This window comes from Pseudomonas sp. FSL R10-2189 (assembly GCF_009600325.1).
Taxonomy (GTDB): Bacteria; Pseudomonadota; Gammaproteobacteria; order Pseudomonadales; family Pseudomonadaceae; genus Aquipseudomonas; species Aquipseudomonas helleri.
This window is the reverse complement of the sequence record NZ_WIVZ01000006.1, coordinates 170,007-186,254: the sequence shown is the minus strand read 5'-3', so window position 1 is coordinate 186,254 and position 16,248 is coordinate 170,007. Positions and strand designations below refer to the sequence as shown.

The 16,248-nt window shown below is 54.7% G+C and carries 19 protein-coding genes, 1 tRNA gene and 1 pseudogene; 11 read left to right on the top strand and 10 right to left on the bottom strand.

The window, feature by feature from the left end; all coding sequences use genetic code 11:
• Nucleotides 1-24: 24 nt before the first annotated feature.
• The 3 genes from GHO32_RS07580 to GHO32_RS07570 all read right to left on the bottom strand — a co-directional run bounded on the left by GHO32_RS07580 (nucleotide 25) and on the right by GHO32_RS07570 (nucleotide 2,308).
• Nucleotides 25-1,029 carry an ADP-ribosylglycohydrolase family protein gene (locus tag GHO32_RS07580; protein WP_153336223.1) on the bottom strand — a complete coding sequence of 335 codons (1,005 nt, stop codon included), beginning with the start codon at nucleotides 1,027-1,029 and terminating at the stop codon, nucleotides 25-27.
• Complete coding sequence (locus GHO32_RS07575; protein ID WP_153336224.1) at nucleotides 1,016-1,738, bottom strand: GntR family transcriptional regulator; 723 nt, start codon at nucleotides 1,736-1,738, stop codon at nucleotides 1,016-1,018. The genes GHO32_RS07580 and GHO32_RS07575 overlap by 14 nt, the downstream gene beginning before the upstream one ends.
• A 123-nt stretch (nucleotides 1,739-1,861) precedes the next feature.
• The gene (locus GHO32_RS07570) at nucleotides 1,862-2,308 is read right to left on the bottom strand and encodes an NUDIX hydrolase (RefSeq protein ID WP_153336225.1); all 447 of its coding nucleotides are present in this window, start codon (nucleotides 2,306-2,308) and stop codon (nucleotides 1,862-1,864) included.
• A gap of 321 nt (nucleotides 2,309-2,629) precedes the next feature.
• Here GHO32_RS07570 and GHO32_RS07565 point away from each other — a divergent pair, with 321 nt between their 5' ends.
• Nucleotides 2,630-3,475 carry a GNAT family N-acetyltransferase gene (locus GHO32_RS07565; RefSeq protein WP_178113851.1) on the top strand — a complete coding sequence of 282 codons (846 nt, stop codon included), beginning with the start codon at nucleotides 2,630-2,632 and terminating at the stop codon, nucleotides 3,473-3,475.
• Nucleotides 3,476-3,531: 56 nt separating this feature from the next.
• Here the strand turns inward: GHO32_RS07565 and GHO32_RS07560 are convergent, their stop codons facing one another.
• From GHO32_RS07560 to GHO32_RS07545, 4 genes are all read right to left on the bottom strand, one after another.
• Complete coding sequence (locus tag GHO32_RS07560; RefSeq protein ID WP_048369341.1) at nucleotides 3,532-4,221, bottom strand: endonuclease; 690 nt, start codon at nucleotides 4,219-4,221, stop codon at nucleotides 3,532-3,534.
• 4 nt (nucleotides 4,222-4,225) lie between these two features.
• On the bottom strand, nucleotides 4,226-4,477 hold the full coding sequence (locus GHO32_RS07555) for a DUF1654 domain-containing protein (RefSeq protein ID WP_048369340.1): 252 nt from the start codon (nucleotides 4,475-4,477) through the stop codon (nucleotides 4,226-4,228).
• A 204-nt stretch (nucleotides 4,478-4,681) separates the two neighbouring features.
• Entirely contained in the window at nucleotides 4,682-5,761 is a 1,080-nt protein-coding gene (locus tag GHO32_RS07550) for an asparaginase (RefSeq protein ID WP_048369339.1), read from the bottom strand.
• A 306-nt stretch (nucleotides 5,762-6,067) separates the two neighbouring features.
• Entirely contained in the window at nucleotides 6,068-6,268 is a 201-nt protein-coding gene (locus GHO32_RS07545; RefSeq protein ID WP_153336227.1) for a hypothetical protein, read from the bottom strand.
• A gap of 312 nt (nucleotides 6,269-6,580) precedes the next feature.
• Between GHO32_RS07545 and GHO32_RS07540 the strand changes: the two genes are divergently transcribed.
• Nucleotides 6,581-6,892 carry an I78 family peptidase inhibitor gene (locus tag GHO32_RS07540; protein WP_153336228.1) on the top strand — a complete coding sequence of 104 codons (312 nt, stop codon included), beginning with the start codon at nucleotides 6,581-6,583 and terminating at the stop codon, nucleotides 6,890-6,892.
• 70 nt (nucleotides 6,893-6,962) lie between these two features.
• Here GHO32_RS07540 and GHO32_RS07535 read toward each other — a convergent pair whose 3' ends face one another.
• Together GHO32_RS07535 and GHO32_RS07530 are read right to left on the bottom strand one after the other, a co-directional pair.
• Nucleotides 6,963-7,175: a cold-shock protein gene (locus GHO32_RS07535; protein WP_003179963.1), complete on the bottom strand. Its 213-nt coding sequence runs from the start codon at nucleotides 7,173-7,175 to the stop codon at nucleotides 6,963-6,965.
• A gap of 280 nt (nucleotides 7,176-7,455) precedes the next feature.
• Nucleotides 7,456-7,767: a hypothetical protein gene (locus GHO32_RS07530; protein ID WP_153336232.1), complete on the bottom strand. Its 312-nt coding sequence runs from the start codon at nucleotides 7,765-7,767 to the stop codon at nucleotides 7,456-7,458.
• A 361-nt stretch (nucleotides 7,768-8,128) separates the two neighbouring features.
• On the opposite strand from GHO32_RS07530, the gene thrS reads away from it, so the two are divergent.
• From thrS to GHO32_RS07485, 9 genes are all read left to right on the top strand, one after another.
• Nucleotides 8,129-10,051 carry a threonine--tRNA ligase gene (gene thrS / locus GHO32_RS07525; RefSeq protein ID WP_153336229.1) on the top strand — a complete coding sequence of 641 codons (1,923 nt, stop codon included), beginning with the start codon at nucleotides 8,129-8,131 and terminating at the stop codon, nucleotides 10,049-10,051.
• Nucleotides 10,051-10,602 (top strand): translation initiation factor IF-3, encoded by a 552-nt coding sequence (infC, locus tag GHO32_RS07520; protein ID WP_173430611.1) that lies wholly within the window; start codon nucleotides 10,051-10,053, stop codon nucleotides 10,600-10,602. Before thrS ends, infC begins: the two co-directional genes overlap by 1 nt.
• 60 nt (nucleotides 10,603-10,662) lie before the next feature.
• Nucleotides 10,663-10,857, top strand: coding sequence for a 50S ribosomal protein L35 (gene rpmI / locus GHO32_RS07515; protein WP_002553160.1), 195 nt, complete (start codon nucleotides 10,663-10,665; stop codon nucleotides 10,855-10,857).
• Between the two features lie 30 nt (nucleotides 10,858-10,887).
• Entirely contained in the window at nucleotides 10,888-11,244 is a 357-nt protein-coding gene (rplT, locus tag GHO32_RS07510; RefSeq protein WP_048369333.1) for a 50S ribosomal protein L20, read from the top strand.
• A gap of 107 nt (nucleotides 11,245-11,351) precedes the next feature.
• Complete coding sequence (pheS, locus tag GHO32_RS07505; protein ID WP_153336230.1) at nucleotides 11,352-12,368, top strand: phenylalanine--tRNA ligase subunit alpha; 1,017 nt, start codon at nucleotides 11,352-11,354, stop codon at nucleotides 12,366-12,368.
• 26 nt (nucleotides 12,369-12,394) lie between these two features.
• Nucleotides 12,395-14,773, top strand: a complete 2,379-nt coding sequence (pheT, locus tag GHO32_RS07500) for a phenylalanine--tRNA ligase subunit beta (protein WP_153336231.1) — start codon at nucleotides 12,395-12,397, stop codon at nucleotides 14,771-14,773.
• 3 nt (nucleotides 14,774-14,776) lie between these two features.
• Nucleotides 14,777-15,079 (top strand): integration host factor subunit alpha, encoded by a 303-nt coding sequence (ihfA, locus tag GHO32_RS07495; RefSeq protein WP_002553164.1) that lies wholly within the window; start codon nucleotides 14,777-14,779, stop codon nucleotides 15,077-15,079.
• Nucleotides 15,060-15,416 carry a MerR family transcriptional regulator gene (locus GHO32_RS07490; protein WP_019829202.1) on the top strand — a complete coding sequence of 119 codons (357 nt, stop codon included), beginning with the start codon at nucleotides 15,060-15,062 and terminating at the stop codon, nucleotides 15,414-15,416. The genes ihfA and GHO32_RS07490 overlap by 20 nt, the downstream gene beginning before the upstream one ends.
• Before the next feature lie 89 nt (nucleotides 15,417-15,505).
• A tRNA-Pro gene (locus GHO32_RS07485) sits at nucleotides 15,506-15,582 on the top strand.
• 70 nt (nucleotides 15,583-15,652) lie between these two features.
• Here the strand turns inward: GHO32_RS07485 and GHO32_RS07480 are convergent.
• Nucleotides 15,653-16,230 (bottom strand): annotated as a pseudogene (locus GHO32_RS07480) (tyrosine-type recombinase/integrase); the annotation flags it as partial.
• Nucleotides 16,231-16,248 lie beyond the last annotated feature (18 nt).

The window sequence follows — 16,248 nt, the reverse complement described above, 5'->3', positions numbered from 1 at the left end:
GGTGGGGCGGTCCTTCGCGGTTTTTCAGGCGTTTCGCAGTATCAGTAAGTGTTCAACCAAAGGTTCCAGCTGCAGGCTGTTGACCTCTTTGACTTGCTGGATCAACGGCAGCGGCCATTGTTCCAGCCCGGCACATGCACCCAGCATCGCGCCGAGGATCCCGGCAATGGTGTCGGTGTCGCCGCCAATGCTGGCGGCGATGCACAGGGCGTTAAAGCTGCTGAGGCTGCCGCTGGCAACCCGTTGCGCAAGGGCAAAGGCGGCCACAACGGATTCCTGTGAAGCGACCGATGTGCCAATGACGTCGTACAGCAAGTCACCGAGGTTGTCCGGGTTGCACTCATGGCTGGCGTGACGGGCCCAGCGAATCCGTGGCCCTATGCGTCCACCTGCGACCCAATGGCCGTGGTGTTCGGCGATGTAGGCCATTTCAGTGCCCGCATTAAGGGCGTGCTCGAGTTTTTTACCGTTGAGACCGCTGGAAATCACCGCAGCCACGGCAGCTGCGCTGGCGATCCCAAGGCTGGTGTTGTGAGTGACCTGGCAGGCTTGTACCACCGCCTTGATGAATCGGTCGGGCTGGCTAATGTCAGCGGCGATGCCGACCGGGGCAATGCGCATCGCTGCGCCATTGGTGGTGCCATAGCGGCCTGACTCTTCAGGGCTATGGCCTGCCAGAATCATCTCGATTGCGCGCTTGGTTGAGGGTCCCAGTAAATCTTGAGAGCCTTTGGCCTGCATCACGGCTTCCCAAGCGATCAGGCGTTGCGCGAGAGTGTTTGGATCGATGTGGCCATTACCGTCAACCAGCAGTTGGGCGACCAGGATCGCTTGCTCGGTGTCATCGGTGATTGAGCCTTTGGGCATATTGGGGGCGATCGGCTGGTCTGCTGGCGCGTCTACCAGCCCGGTGATCTGCCCGAAGCGCGCGATGATCTGGGCGCGGCTGAACGACTGGGTGGGCATGCCCAGGGCATCACCCAGCGCCAGGCCGTAAAAGGTACCCAGCGCACGATCATTCGATTTCATTGGGGGCTCCAAAGGAGTGGTGCATGCGAAAGTGTGTCGGGTCCAGCCAGCTTTCGACATGCTCCATCAATCGCCCATGGCGGTCATAGGTGGTGCGTAATGTTTTGAGAAACACCGTGCCTGCCGGGCGGCCGAGCAAATAGGCGTCGTCTTCGTTCAGGGGGGCGGCGCCTATCCACTGGTCGCCGTGATCGCCAATAAAGCCATAGGCGGCGAGGGTAATGGTGAGTGAGTCATCAATCATGCCGACGCCGGGCAGGCCTTCAAGGCCGCCAATTGCGGGGATGAACGAGCGCTCCAGGGATATCGCTGTCCCGTCGCTGCGCCGACGGCGGCGCTCCAGCACGATGAAATGGCTCAAGCCAAACTGAAGGTTCAAGTCCGGGCGTTCAACGGCTTCCAGTTTGAGCTGTTCGGTATGGATGCGAGCGCCAGTACTGGCCAGGGCTTGCGCCCAACCCTTTTTTTGATCGAGGGGGATACCGTCAAAGGTCACGACCGAGCCTCCAGCAGTGCGTCGAGCGATGTATTTACGCCGCTCCAGCTCCATCAGCGCCTTGTGTAGCGTGCTGCGACTGACACCCAGTTCCTCAGCCAGTTGTTCTTCACCGGGCAAGACATAACCGTCTTCCATGAGCCCGCTTTCGATCTGGCGGACGAGCTCATTGACTACCTGTTGTTTTTTGTTAAATCGAGCTTGTTTTATCATGCAGAGAGTAATAGCTCAGGCCTGACAGTTCGGCAACCCGGGAGTTCCATGAAATTTTCACGGGCATGAGCATTAGCTGAAGGGTTCGTACGGAGCTTGTAGTCCCGGGGAGTGCAAAGCGGTTCAGGGCAAGTGCAAGCCCAGTATCGACAGCAGGTCTTGTGGGAAAAACAGCGCAGATGTTTGCTGTAATTCTTCGCGAGACCACCAGCGGTGCTGGGTCATGACCTCGCGTTCTTGAGCGGTCCAGCCGCCATCGCTGACCTGCTCAACGTCCACGTGCACGATAAAGAAACGCTCATCGGCCATCACCCAAGCGCCGTCAGGCAGTTGCATCTCAAACACCCGTTGTGCGCACTCTGCACCCACATCGGCAGTGACAATACCGACTTCCTCATGTAATTCGCGGATGGCGGCCTGTTCAAAGGTTTCTCCAGGCTCTACGCCTCCGCCGGGTGTTGCCCAATATTCTTGACCTTGCAAAGCGCCTGTCTTATGGGTGAAGCGGAAAAGGAGTACGCGATTTCCGGGGCTTATGACCAGTAATCGGGAGGAGGGGCGTTGGCGCATTGTGCTGCTCACTGTGGTATTGATCTGAAAAGAAGAAGGCGTTGCGGAACGGCTGATGTGCGATAGGGCAGTATGCTTGACCGGGCGCGGCGCGTGTGTGACGGTTTTTGATGTTTACGGGGGGCAGACTTTATGACGCAGCACAGCGATTTTGGCGCACTTACATTCAGGCCTGCGGACTTAAATGCTCACCTTGAAACGTGCATACGCTTCAGAGCCGACACTTTTGTCTGCGGCTTCGGCTCTGCTGACCGTTTTTATGGCGCGGATGGCAAGGGCGTTGAGTCTTACATCACGTGGGTGAAGGAGAAGGCGGCCGCATTGGCTGGATCTGTCGTTCATGTGTGGGATGGCGAGCAGATCATTGGGCAGATAGAGATGGGCCTGGTGCCGAACATTGAGTCGGTGGGCTACGTCAATTTGTTCTATCTGACACCGCAATACCGCGGGCGAGGGCTCGGTGCCCTGCTCGAAGCGTACGCCTGGAAGTATCTGGGCGCTTTGGGGTGCACCTCGCTGCGCTTGTCGGCCAGCCCTACCAACACGCCTGCCTGGTTGTTTTATCAGCGTAACGGCTGGGAAGACCTGGGCCCGCGTGACGATGATCCAACGGTTCGCAAGCTGCAAAAACACGGCAAGGTTCAGGTGCCTGATGGGAGCCAGGTGATTAACCCGGATGACTACCTCGAAACCGCGTCTGGGCGTGAATTTACCCCCGAACGTAATATCGAGGCGTGGGCGCATGCCTATGAACGGCTCTCGAAGCAGTTGGCGCAGGCGCCTGCGGGGGTATTTGTGTATCTGGTGATGGGTGTGCAGGGCGCGGGAAAATCCCATTGGGTGTCCGAAAATCTGGGGCGCTTGGGTCATCGCGCGATAGCCTTTGACGCCGCACTGCCCGCTCGGCGCCATCGAGAACAATTGCTATCGATCGCCCGTGAACACGGGGCACCGGTGATTGCGATTTTCGTTAAAGCGTCGCTTGAGCAAGCGCTCTCGCGCAATGCCAGTCGCACGCCTGACAAAAGGGTGCCAGAAGAGGCGATGAAAAGCGTTTTCGGTCTGATTGAGCCGCCAACCGAAGCCGAAGGGTTCCTTTGGGTCGAAATCATTGACGGCACTCGGCAACCCGCTGTGCTGCAAGTGCCCAGTGCCGCGTCAGCATAAAGTGGATAACGGTTCGTTTTACATGCCCTGCAGCGTCTGAAGGGCATGTAACGACCTTAGCCGCAGGCCTTGAGGTTAACCGGGCCGACAAATTCGTTGCCGCGACCCATCACGCAGGCCACTGCCTGGTTGCGTTGGCGCTCCCAGGCTTGCACCGGGTAGGTCTTGTTCCAGGCCTCATACAGTTGCCGATCCTGATTGGAGAGGCGCAAGTTGTAGTGCTTGCTCATATAGAAGTAGGTGCGCGCGATCATGCCGCGTATGGACGGGCGCGGCATGACTTTTTTGGCTTTGAAATCAACTTGTGTCAGGCAAGACCCGTATTGACCGGATTGTGCGGGCAGCCAACCAAAACTGAAGTTGTTTCGATCACCGTTAACCTCACCAATGCTGGGCACCAGGTTGTGCAAGTCGGCTTCTGCCACTTTGTAGACAGGGTCGTTACGGGTGCAATTTTTTCGTCCGCCGTTTTGCCAGCATTGGCGCTGATGGCCAATTTGCCAGGCGGGAACAATGTGTTCCCATTCAATACGCGCTGCACGATTGGCATTTTTACGCGGGACGTAACCGCAGCCTTTAAGGTCGACGCGGTTGCCAGTGTATTTGCAGCCACAATAAAACTCGGTTGATTGCGGGGCGTAGAGTTTCCAGGCGACCTTTTTGGCTTCGTTGAATGTTTGCGGGGCTGCGGCGTGTGCGCTTAACACGGTAAAGAGGCTGGCAAATGCCAGTAAACGAACCCTCATTGACTCAGTCTTCCTCAGATACGGTCCAGAAAACATTCACGCCGCCACAATCACGGTGAGCGATGGTGACGTTGTCGTTTTCGGAGATTTCTTCCAGCAAGCGTTCCCAGAACTCCGGGTTGTCACCTTCTTGCCGTTCAAGCACCGCCATCCGGTCTTTTTGGGCTTTAGGCGAGCTGATGATTTTTTGTATGCGCATACCGAAAACTTCGTACGGACTTGGAAGGGTAGGCTCTTTCGCCCCTTTTTTAGCCATGATGCAATCCTTGGTTAGCTGTATGCGCATACAGTATTTTACTGCGAGAGATTTGGCAACTGTTTGCAATGCTCGCGCTGCCGGGATGGGACTGCGTTTTTTCGGTTTAGTGCGAAAACAAGAAGAGAATCAAGCAAATAGACCACTCATCCGGGCGAATGAGTGGTAGGAAGCCAAACGCCGGGAGGCGTTTGGCGCGGGTTTTTAGTATTCCCAGAACATCCGCTGCAGCTCTTTGCTGTCTTGGGTTTTGGTCAGGGCGACCATGGCCAGGATGCGGGCTTTTTGTGGGTTAAGGTCGTGAGCGACAACCCAGTCATATTTGTCGTCTGGCTGTTCTGCGTTGCGCAGTACGAACCCGCCGTTGTTTACGTGGGAAGAACGAATGATTTGCACGCCATCTTTGCGCAGTTCTTGCAGGGTCGGGACGACGCGAGACGATACCGAACCATTGCCGGTGCCTACGTGAATGATCGCTTTGGCGCCGTTTTGTGCCAGTGCTTTGTAAGCGGTGTCATCTACGTTGCCGTAGGAGTAGGCGATGCCGACATTAGGCAGGGACTTGATGTTTTTAATGTCGAATTCAGAATCCATGGTGTGACGCTTGGCGGGCAGGCGGAACCAGTAGGATTTGCCTTCAACCACCATGCCCAGTGGGCCCCAGGGGCTTTTGAATGCTTCAGTCTTGATGTTCATCATTTTGCTGACATCACGACCCGACTGGATTTCGTCGTTCATGGTCACCAGTACGCCTTTGCCGCGAGCTTCTTTGCTACCGGCTACCGCTACCGCGTTGTACAGGTTGAGCATACCGTCAGCGGACATTGCAGTGCCCGGGCGCATGGAGCCAACGACGATGATTGGCTTGTCGGTTTTTTCAACCAGGTTGAGGAAGTAGGCGGTCTCTTCCAGGGTATCGGTGCCGTGGGTGATCACAATTCCGTCGACATCTTTGCTGTCTGCCAGCTCGGCAACCCGGCGCCCCAATTGCAGCAAGTTGTCGTTGGTGATGCTCTCTGAGGCAATTTGCATGACTTGCTCGCCACGCACGTTTGCCAATTGGCTCAACTCAGGAACACCCGCAATCAGTTGGTCGATGCCCACTTTGGCTGCGGTGTAAGTTGCGCTGTTGGCTGCGCTGGCGCCTGCGCCTGCAATGGTGCCGCCGGTTGCCAGAATGACCACGTTAGGTTTGGCGGCGGCTTCTTGGGCCTGAGCTGCCGGCATAGCCAGAAGGAGGGCCAGGGCGCCCGGAATAATTGATTTCAAGACTGCTGTTTTCATTGTTCTCTCTCTTATTAGTAGGCGCTCAGATTGGCGCGGCGCACGTCATTGCAAAGGCATGAGCCGAAGGAAGGGCAGCACACTCCATGCCACTATCAGTGCCAATTTGTATTTTTTGTAACTTGTTGTTTTGTAAGGAGATATTTTGAATTTTTTATTTGGTTTTATGCGCAGGGACGGAATCCCGAACATTCGAGGTGTTGTCTGTTCGGGGATTCGACTGCTTACAGTGTGTTGAAATGCAGAGTGGCGATCTACCAAACGGGTTTTGGCGATGCTTTTGGAGGGAGCGCGAGGAGGGGGGGCTCAGACTGATTTTGGGCTGTCGGCAGGTTTGTATTTTTCAAACACCTGGCTGACAAACGCTCTTGCAGCCTCTGTACCCAGCTCTTTGACCAGAAGATCAATGCTGATGATGGCCAGCTCTTCCGGGCTACCTGGGCTATAAGAGCATTGCCCTTGCGGCCACTTGGCTTTGATATCTGCATCGATGCTGACTGTTGTCATGGGTATCTCATGAGGGGTTTCAAAAACGCGATTTTAGCAAAATGTCATCTTGAGGCGATCAGAATGGTGAAATTATTCATGTGCTCGCTGCCGGCGTATCCGTCTTTACCCGTAGCCACGGCGGAGATGCCTGAATTGATGACGGTTTATGGTTTGTACATATTTCGTCACGATTAGGCGTGCGCAGTCGTTATTCAGTCGGGCAAACTCTTGCGACTGTAGGCCTGATCCGAAAATGCTATCAGTCCACATGCAACCTATATGCGCAAACGCTGTCGCAAGGGTTCTGACTATTTATCTTAAGGAGGCTTCATGTCCTGGAAGCTAGCATCATTGGGTTCATTGTTGGCAGTCGCAGTGCTGTCTGGGTGCAGCAGCACGCACGATGCTGTGAAGGAGCCTGTTGCTGACACTGGGCATACGCGTTGCGATGCCAAAGCTGCCGATTTTGCGATTGGCCAAAAAGCCTCTGCAAGCCTGCTGGAGCAAGCCCGTATCAAGGCTGGCGCGCAGACTGCGCGGATCTTGTCGCCGCACGACATGATCACCCTTGAGTACCGTTCTGATCGTTTGAACCTGAATGCCGATGACAACGCTGTCATTACCCGCGTTAACTGCGGCTAACGGCATGTAGCCGAGTTTCAGGCATAAAAAACCCCGTCACATGGACGGGGTTTTTTAGTTCGCGGGAGATTTACTCCGGACGAACCTGTGCAGCTTGCATACCCTTTTGGCCTTTCTCAGCCACGAAGGAAACGGTTTGGCCTTCTTTCAGGCTTTTGAAACCGTCGCTTTCGATAGCTTTGAAGTGTACGAACAGGTCGTCACCGCCACCTTGAGGAGTGATGAAGCCGAAGCCTTTTTCATCGTTGAACCATTTTACGGTGCCGGTTTGGCGATTAGACATGGTGTATCTCCAAGAAACTTATATTTTCAGTAGTACTGTGCTGCTCAGGCCAACTGGGCACACTTGGCTATCATAGTCGAAATGTGCGCTTTGGGACCCCCCCTGAGCTGTAGTTTGCAGCATTGTTAGCTTTTGTCTGGCGCTTAAAAAGCCTTGGGGCCCCGTTTTATGGGGCTTTTAGGGCGAAAACGGCCGTAAAAAAAAGCAACTAATGAGGCATATTTTTTAGTTCAAAACTGCATTTTGGCCGTTTTAGTCTTGTTTATTGCCTTACAAAACCCTATTTCTTGGGTTGAGGGCTTGCTTTGCACTCCGCGATTGCATTCAGCGCGTCTTGTTGGAGCTGAGGATTTTTAGCGCCTGCCGGGCCCATCAGTTCTTTGATTTGAGCCGTGGTGAAGTTCTTTTCGATTTTATCGGCACCACATGCGCAGTGCGCTTTGGCAGCTTCTTCGCCGATGGTTTTTGCAGCTGCGGGCACGCATTGGGCCGTGTACTGAGCTTTCAAGTCTTTGGGCCAGGCAGCCTGGGCGCTCAGCGGCAGCAACAGTGCCAGTGGTGCGGCGAAAGCCAAAAGATGAGTCATGCGCATGTGATGCTCCTTGTGATCGCTGAATCTGAAATGATGTCGCTCACTATCTGAGGCACTAATTAAGCTCAAGTTCATCATTTCGCAAAATTCGCTGGCTGTTTTTTACGTAAAAAAAGAGGGAGGGGCGAGGCTCAGGCATCTGTGTTAGCATGCCGCCCTTGGCTGATTTGTGTGAGGGTGAGCTCTTGAGCCGCCAGACAACGCCATAAACTTTTGATTTGAATTCCAGTCACTCTGGTTCGGTTTTCGGTTGGCCGCAAGGCTCCTGCCACTGTGAGGCAGGTACACCACCGAATCGCGTACTGGCTCATCCCAACCCACGTGACCTTTGGTAGGGGTCACCACTAGGAGAGGAGGCGCCATGCCAACTATTACTCTTCCCGACGGCAGTCAACGTTCATTCGATCATCCGGTCTCTGTGGCCGAGGTCGCTGCTTCCATTGGTGCAGGCTTGGCCAAGGCCACTGTGGCCGGCAAAGTCAACGGCAAGCTGGTTGATGCCTGCGACCTGATCGAACATGACTCCACCTTGCAAATCATTACGCCCAAGGATGAAGAGGGGCTGGAGATTATTCGTCACTCTTGCGCTCACTTGGTCGGCCACGCAGTCAAGCAGTTGTACCCGACAGCCAAAATGGTGATCGGTCCTGTTATTGACGAAGGTTTTTACTACGATATCGCCTTTGAGCGTCCGTTCACTCCGGATGACATGGCGGCTATCGAGCAGCGCATGCAGCAACTGATCGAAAAAGATTACGACGTCATCAAGAAAGTGACGCCGCGTGCTGAAGTGATCGAGTTGTTTGCCAAACGCGGCGAAGACTACAAGCTGCGTCTTATTGAAGACATGCCGAACGAACAGGCCATGGGTCTGTACTTCCATGAAGAATACGTTGATATGTGTCGCGGACCTCACGTCCCGAATACACGTTTTCTGAAATCGTTCAAATTGACCAAGCTGTCGGGCGCCTACTGGCGTGGCGATGCCAAAAACGAGCAACTGCAGCGTATTTATGGCACTGCCTGGGCCGACAAAAAGCAGCTGGCTGCTTACGTTCTGCGTATTGAAGAAGCCGAAAAACGCGACCACCGCAAAATCGGTAAGCGTCTGGGCTTGTTCCACACTCAAGAAGAAGCGCCGGGCATGGTGTTCTGGCACCCGAATGGCTGGACGCTGTATCAAGTGCTTGAGCAGTACATGCGCAAAGTGCAGCGCGACAATGGCTACCTTGAGATCAAGACTCCTCAGGTAGTGGATCGCAGCCTGTGGGAAAAGTCCGGTCACTGGGCTAACTACGCTGAAAACATGTTCACTACTGAGTCGGAAAGCCGCGACTACGCGATCAAGCCGATGAACTGCCCTTGCCACGTGCAAGTGTTCAACCAGGGGCTGAAGAGCTACCGTGAGTTGCCACTGCGTCTGGCTGAGTTCGGTGCCTGCCACCGTAACGAGCCGTCGGGTGCCTTGCACGGCATCATGCGTGTTCGTGCGTTTACTCAGGATGATGCGCATATTTTCTGCACTGAAGAGCAGATGCAGGCCGAGTCCGCCGCTTTCATCAAGCTGACTCTGGATGTGTACGCAGACTTCGGCTTTAAAGACATCGAGCTCAAGCTGTCGACTCGCCCTGAGAAGCGCGTAGGTTCCGACGAGCTGTGGGATCGTGCTGAAAGTGCATTGGCTTCGGCGCTTGATAGCGCGGGTCTGGCTTATGATCTACAGCCGGGTGAAGGTGCCTTCTACGGTCCGAAGATCGAGTTCTCGCTAAAAGATTGTCTCGGTCGTGTCTGGCAGTGTGGTACCTTACAGCTCGATTTCAACCTGCCGATCCGTCTTGGCGCTGAATATGTGTCCGAAGACAACAGTCGCAAGCATCCCGTTATGCTGCACCGCGCGATCCTCGGATCGTTCGAACGCTTTGTCGGTATTTTGATCGAGCATTACGAAGGTGCGTTCCCTGCGTGGCTGGCGCCAACTCAGGCAGTGATCATGAATATCACTGATAAACAGGCAGAATTTGCCGCCGAAGTTGAAAAAACTCTCAATCAGAGCGGATTTCGTGCCAAGTCTGACTTGAGAAATGAAAAGATCGGCTTTAAAATCCGCGAGCATACTTTGCTCAAGGTTCCCTATCTTTTGGTTATCGGAGATCGGGAAGTCGAGATGCAGACTGTCGCTGTGCGTACTCGTGAAGGTGCTGACCTGGGCTCGATGCCCGTCGCCCAGTTCGCTGAGTTCCTCGCGCAAGCGGTTTCCCGGCGTGGTCGCCCAGATTCGGAGTAATTATTATTAAGCGTGAAATGAGACAAGATAAACGAGCTGCACCGAAAGCCCCGATCAACGAGAATATCTCGGCACGCGAGGTTCGGTTAATTGGCGCTGACGGCGAGCAGATTGGCATCGTCTCGATTGATGAAGCGCTTCGTATCGCTGAAGAGTCCAAGCTGGACCTGGTAGAAATCTCAGCGGACGCAGTCCCGCCTGTTTGCCGGGTGATGGACTACGGCAAGTCGATCTTCGAGAAGAAGAAGCAGATTGCTGCGGCGAAGAAGAACCAGAAGCAGATTCAAGTAAAAGAAATCAAGTTTCGTCCAGGGACGGAGGAAGGGGATTACCAGGTAAAACTGCGCAACCTGGTACGTTTCCTGAGTGATGGGGACAGGGCCAAGGTGTCATTACGATTCCGCGGCCGTGAGATGGCCCACCAGGAGCTGGGTATGGAACTGTTGAAGCGGGTTGAAGCTGACCTTGCCGAATACGGGACCGTCGAACAGCATCCTAAGATGGAAGGACGCCAGCTGATTATGGTCATCGCCCCGAAAAAGAAGAAGTAACCACCAGGGCACGGCAGGCCTTGCGGTTATGTTTATCAACTGAATGCGGAGTATCCGAACATGCCAAAGATGAAGACTAAAAGTGGTGCTGCTAAGCGGTTTCTGAAAACTGCAAACGGTATCAAGCACAAGCACGCTTTCAAGAGCCACATCCTGACCAAAATGTCGACCAAGCGTAAGCGTCAACTGCGCGGTAGCAGCTTGCTGCATCCGTCTGACGTGGCAAAAGTCGAGCGCATGCTGCGCCTTCGTTAATTTTTGGATCAAGACTAGAGGAAGTAACTCATGGCTCGTGTAAAGCGTGGCGTCATTGCCCGTAAACGTCACAAAAAAATTCTGAAACTTGCTAAAGGCTACTACGGTGCACGTTCACGCGTATTCCGTGTTGCCAAGCAAGCGGTAATCAAGGCAGGCCAATACGCCTACCGTGACCGTCGTCAGAAAAAACGTCAGTTCCGCGCTCTGTGGATCGCTCGTATCAACGCTGGTGCTCGTATCAACGGTCTGTCTTACAGCCGTCTGATCGCTGGCCTGAAAAAAGCTTCCATCGAGATCGACCGTAAGGTTCTGTCTGATCTGGCAGTGAACGAAAAAGCGGCGTTTGCTGCGATTGTCGAGAAAGCTAAAGCCACCTTGGCTTAAGTACCCCCGACAGTTCTTGCGCTCACTGTGTGGGCGCAAGCGCTAAACGTCTTAAATAGGGGAAGAGCCTTCAAGCTCTTCCCCTATTTTGTATCTGGAGTCTGTACATGGAAAACCTGGATGCGCTGGTCTCTCAAGCACTAGAGGCTGTGCAAAGCGCTGAAGATATCAATGCCCTGGAGCAAATCCGGGTTCTATACCTTGGCAAAAAAGGTGAATTGACTCAGGTGATGAAGACCCTGGGGAATTTGCCGGCAGAAGAGCGCCCGCAAGTGGGGGCCCTGATCAACGTTGCCAAGGAACGTGTCACAGAGGTTCTCAATACGCGCAAAGCATTGTTTGAGGAGGCTGAACTGGCCGCCAAACTGTCTGCCGAGTCTATTGATGTGACCCTGCCTGGCCGTGGCCAGACCTCCGGCGGTCTGCATCCGGTTACCCGGACTCTGGAACGTATCGAACAGTTCTTTACCCACATTGGCTACGGCATTGCCGAGGGCCCTGAGGTCGAAGACGACTATCACAACTTCGAGGCGCTCAACATCCCAGGCCATCACCCGGCCCGGTCGATGCATGACACCTTTTATTTCAACGCGAACATGTTGTTGCGCACCCATACCTCCCCGGTACAGGTCCGCACCATGGAATCGCAGCAGCCGCCGATTCGCATCGTCTGCCCAGGCCGTGTGTACCGTAGCGACTCAGATATCACTCACTCGCCGATGTTCCACCAGGTCGAAGGCCTGCTGGTTGATCGCGATATTAACTTTGCGGACCTGAAAGGGACCATCGAAGAGTTCCTGCGGGTCTTCTTCGAAAAAGAATTGGCCGTGCGCTTCCGTCCGTCGTACTTCCCGTTCACTGAGCCTTCGGCCGAAGTGGATATGGAATGTGTGATGTGCAGCGGCAAGGGCTGCCGTGTCTGCAAGCAGACAGGCTGGCTTGAAGTCATGGGCTGCGGCATGGTGCATCCAAACGTATTGCGCATGTCTGGAATCGACCCGGAAGAGTTCTCGGGCTTTGCTTTCGGCATGGGCGTTGAGCGTCTGGCCATGCTGCGTTACGGCGTGAACGACTTGCGTCTGTTCTTCGATAACGACTTGCGGTTCCTCGCGCAATTTCGCTAGTCGTAACGAATTCTTAGGAGAGCAGGATGAAATTCAGTGAACAATGGCTGCGTGGTTGGGTTAACCCGCAGGTAGGTCGCGACGAGCTGGTTGCTCGTTTGTCGATGGCCGGTCTTGAGGTCGATAGCGTTACGCCGGCCGCCGGTGTTTTCAGTGGCGTTGTCGTGGGTGAGGTGCTCAGCACCGAACAGCACCCGGACGCTGATAAATTGCGCGTGTGCCAGGTCAGCAATGGCGCCGAGACGTTTCAGGTTGTGTGCGGTGCACCCAATGTGCGCCCAGGCCTGAAGATCCCGTTCGCCATGATCGGTGCCGAACTGCCAGGCGATTTCAAAATCAAGAAAGCCAAGCTGCGGGGCGTTGAGTCCAACGGCATGCTGTGCTCGCAAGCTGAGCTGCAGGTTGGCGAAGGCAATGACGGCTTGATGGAATTGCCAGCCGATGCGCCGGTAGGCGAGGATTTCCGTGTCTATCTGGACCTGGAAGACGCCAGTATTGAAGTTGACCTGACCCCTAACCGCGGTGACTGCCTGTCGCTGGCGGGCCTGGCTCGCGAAGTGGGTGCGCTTTACGCAGCCGAGGTGAAACGTCCTGTGGTCGCTGCTGTTGCAGCCGTGCACGATGAAGTCCGCCCTGTTGAAGTGCTTGCACCTGCTGCGTGCCCGCGTTATCTGGGGCGTGTCATCCGTAACGTTGATCTGTCCCGTCCTACGCCGCTGTGGATGGTTGAGCGCCTGCGTCGTGCAGACGTGCGTAGCATCGACGCTGCTGTCGACATCACCAACTACGTGATGCTGGAGCTGGGTCAGCCGTTGCACGCATTCGATCTCGCCGAGATCAATGGTGGCATTCGCGTGCGCATGGCAGAAGAAGGCGAGAAACTGGTTCTGCTTGATGGCCAGGAAGTCACCCTGCGTAGCGATACGCTGGTGATCGCTGACCACTCCCGCGCATTGGCAATTGCCGGTGTCATGGGCGGTGAACACAGTGGTGTATCGGCAACGACACGCGATGTGTTCCTCGAAAGCGCATTTTTCGATCAAATTGCTGTTGCAGGCAAAGCGCGTTCTTACGGTTTGCACACTGATGCTTCGCATCGTTACGAGCGTGGCGTGGACTGGAAACTGGCACGTGAAGCGATGGAGCGGGCCACAGGCTTGCTGCTGGACATCACCGGCGGTGAAGCGGGTCCAATCGTTGAAACCGTCAACGAGCAATACCTGCCATCCATTGCTCCGATCACCCTGCGTGCTGCGCGTATCACCCAAATGTTGGGTCTGGAAATGGACCCTGCCGAAGTTGAGCGTTTGCTCAGCGCTTTGGGCCTGACCATCTCCGCCGACGGGGCAGGGCAGTGGCGCGTAGAAGTGCCAAGCCATCGTTTCGATATCAGCCTTGAAGTTGATTTGATCGAAGAGCTGGCCCGTCTTTATGGTTACAACCGTCTTCCGGTTCGTTACCCGCAAGCTCGCCTTGCGCCACAAGCGAAAGCTGAAGCGCGTAGCGAACTGCCGGAATTGCGTCGTCTGTTGGTCGCGCGCGGCTATCAGGAAGCAATTACTTACAGTTTTATCGATCCGAAGCAGTTCGAATTGTTCAGCCCGGGTGTTGAGCCTCTGTTGCTGGCCAATCCGATCTCCAACGACATGGCGGCCATGCGCGCTTCCCTGTGGCCGGGCCTGGTTAAGTCCTTGCAGCACAACCTCAATCGTCAGCAAGACCGCGTTCGTCTTTTCGAAAGTGGCCTGCGGTTTGTAGGGCAACTGGAAGGCTTGAAACAAGAGCCGATGCTGGCTGGCGTTGTATGCGGTACCCGTCTGCCGGAAGGCTGGGCGCAAGGTCGCGATGTAGTCGACTTCTTTGACGTCAAGGCTGACGTTGAGGCTGTGCTGGGTTTTGCTGGCGCGCTTGATGACTTCACCTTCGTGGTGGGTAGCCATCCTGCTCTGCATCCTGGTCAAACCGCTCGCATTGAGCGCGATGGTCGTGAAGTGGGCTACGTCGGTGCAATCCACCCTGAGCTGGCAAAAACTTTGGGTCTGGATCGTCCGGTGTTCCTGTTTGAGCTGGTATTGGCAGAAGTGGCTTCGGGCAAAATGCCGAAATTCCACGAACTGTCGCGTTTCCCGGAAGTCCGTCGTGACCTGGCGTTGTTGGCCGATCGTGACGTTGCAGCCAGCGACGTGCTGAATGTAATCCGTGAAAATGCAGGCGAATGGCTCACAGACCTAAGGCTATTTGACGTTTACCAGGGTAAAGGTATTGATCCGCTTAGAAAAAGCCTTGCAGTTGGCTTGACCTGGCAGCATCCATCGCGCACTCTTAATGACGATGAGGTGAACACCACGACACAAAATATCCTCACCTCGCTCGAAAACAGGTTGAACGCCACGTTAAGGAAGTGACGTATGGGGGCTCTGACGAAAGCTGAAATGGCGGAACGTCTTTATGAAGAGCTGGGCCTGAATAAACGCGAAGCCAAAGAACTGGTTGAGCTGTTTTTCGAAGAAATCAGGCACGCTCTTGAAGACAATGAACAGGTCAAGTTGTCAGGTTTTGGCAATTTTGACTTGCGTGACAAGCGACAGCGGCCTGGCCGCAATCCGAAAACGGGAGAGGAAATCCCGATCACGGCTCGCCGTGTGGTCACCTTTCGTCCAGGGCAGAAGTTGAAAGCCCGAGTAGAGGCCTATGCTGGAACCAAGTCATAACGACGAGCTCCCGCCGATCCCAGGCAAACGCTACTTCGCCATTGGCGAAGTTAGCGAGCTCTGTGCGGTAAAACCGCATGTGCTGCGCTATTGGGAGCAAGAGTTTCCTCAACTCAACCCCGTAAAGCGTCGCGGAAACCGCCGGTATTATCAGCGCCAGGACGTGCTGATGATCCGGCAAATTCGCGCACTGCTGTACGACCAAGGTTTCACCATCGGCGGCGCGCGTCTGCGTCTGTCAGGCGATGAAGCCAAAGACGACACCACGCAATACAAACAACTGATCCGCCAAACGATCTCCGAATTGGAGGACGTTTTACTGGTACTTCGCAAATAAACCTGCATTTAAAATACTTTCGTATTTCAAAAGCTTAAGGTATATTTCTCGACGTTCTAGCAACACGCAACACAGATGTAACGCCTAGTCGGGGCGTAGCGCAGTCCGGTAGCGCACTAGCATGGGGTGCTAGGGGTCGAGTGTTCGAATCACTCCGTCCCGACCATATTTTTCAATGACTTAGCCCAACTTTTGCGAGTTGGGCTTTTTCATGTCCAGGGACTTTTGCGGGGGGATCACCCCTTTATCCTCCTCAAGATTGTCAACGCTGGCCCGCGCGAATCAGTTGACGATGCTTTGTTTGCCGCTTCGATCAGTTGCCCAAGCTCTGCGGTAGAATAGTGGCTCGTAATGCTTCCGCTCTTATGCCCAAGCAAAGCCTTTCGATCTTCCAGTGTCACGCCTGCTGCACGCAGCCTTCCGCCAAAGGTGTGCTTCAGGTCATGAATGCGGATTCTGGAAAAGCCATCATGTGCCAGCCGCAAATACTTTTCCTGCCATCTCTTCGCCGCTCTGACGCGAGCCTTCTTCCAGGCTGAGCCATTCTCCCGGTGAACCATTGTTTCGTCGCCTTCTCCGTCTTGCTTGCCGAAGGGGAAGACGTACAACTTGTGCTGACCTAGCTGCTTCTCAATGACCCACTTGGCCACGGTGTGGGCCATCACCAAGCGTTTGTCCCGGTTCTTAACGTTCGCCCAGAGAGTCCGTGTGGAATCAAAAAAAGCACGGTATCCAACTCCACCATCGCAATCCCCCAATACCATTAAATCTTGCAGACTTCCTGCACCCAACACCTGCTTTTAACCTTGAGCAAAGTCTCCATTTACCAGCG

Excerpts from the sequence above, each read along its gene's own strand:
- thrS (WP_153336229.1), top strand. The coding sequence starts at position 8,129 with ATGCCAACTATTACTCTTCCCGACGGCAGTCAACGTTCATTCGATCAT.
- GHO32_RS07540 (WP_153336228.1), top strand. The coding sequence starts at position 6,581 with ATGTCCTGGAAGCTAGCATCATTGGGTTCATTGTTGGCAGTCGCAGTG.
- GHO32_RS07555 (WP_048369340.1), bottom strand. The coding sequence starts at position 4,477 with ATGGCTAAAAAAGGGGCGAAAGAGCCTACCCTTCCAAGTCCGTACGAA.
- ihfA (WP_002553164.1), top strand. The coding sequence starts at position 14,777 with ATGGGGGCTCTGACGAAAGCTGAAATGGCGGAACGTCTTTATGAAGAG.
- GHO32_RS07550 (WP_048369339.1), bottom strand. The coding sequence starts at position 5,761 with ATGAAAACAGCAGTCTTGAAATCAATTATTCCGGGCGCCCTGGCCCTC.
- GHO32_RS07560 (WP_048369341.1), bottom strand. The coding sequence starts at position 4,221 with ATGAGGGTTCGTTTACTGGCATTTGCCAGCCTCTTTACCGTGTTAAGC.
- rpmI (WP_002553160.1), top strand. The coding sequence starts at position 10,663 with ATGCCAAAGATGAAGACTAAAAGTGGTGCTGCTAAGCGGTTTCTGAAA.
- GHO32_RS07545 (WP_153336227.1), bottom strand. The coding sequence starts at position 6,268 with ATGACAACAGTCAGCATCGATGCAGATATCAAAGCCAAGTGGCCGCAA.
- GHO32_RS07570 (WP_153336225.1), bottom strand. The coding sequence starts at position 2,308 with ATGCGCCAACGCCCCTCCTCCCGATTACTGGTCATAAGCCCCGGAAAT.
- pheT (WP_153336231.1), top strand. The coding sequence starts at position 12,395 with ATGAAATTCAGTGAACAATGGCTGCGTGGTTGGGTTAACCCGCAGGTA.
- GHO32_RS07490 (WP_019829202.1), top strand. The coding sequence starts at position 15,060 with ATGCTGGAACCAAGTCATAACGACGAGCTCCCGCCGATCCCAGGCAAA.
- GHO32_RS07580 (WP_153336223.1), bottom strand. The coding sequence starts at position 1,029 with ATGAAATCGAATGATCGTGCGCTGGGTACCTTTTACGGCCTGGCGCTG.
- pheS (WP_153336230.1), top strand. The coding sequence starts at position 11,352 with ATGGAAAACCTGGATGCGCTGGTCTCTCAAGCACTAGAGGCTGTGCAA.
- GHO32_RS07575 (WP_153336224.1), bottom strand. The coding sequence starts at position 1,738 with ATGATAAAACAAGCTCGATTTAACAAAAAACAACAGGTAGTCAATGAG.
- GHO32_RS07530 (WP_153336232.1), bottom strand. The coding sequence starts at position 7,767 with ATGCGCATGACTCATCTTTTGGCTTTCGCCGCACCACTGGCACTGTTG.
- GHO32_RS07535 (WP_003179963.1), bottom strand. The coding sequence starts at position 7,175 with ATGTCTAATCGCCAAACCGGCACCGTAAAATGGTTCAACGATGAAAAA.
- rplT (WP_048369333.1), top strand. The coding sequence starts at position 10,888 with ATGGCTCGTGTAAAGCGTGGCGTCATTGCCCGTAAACGTCACAAAAAA.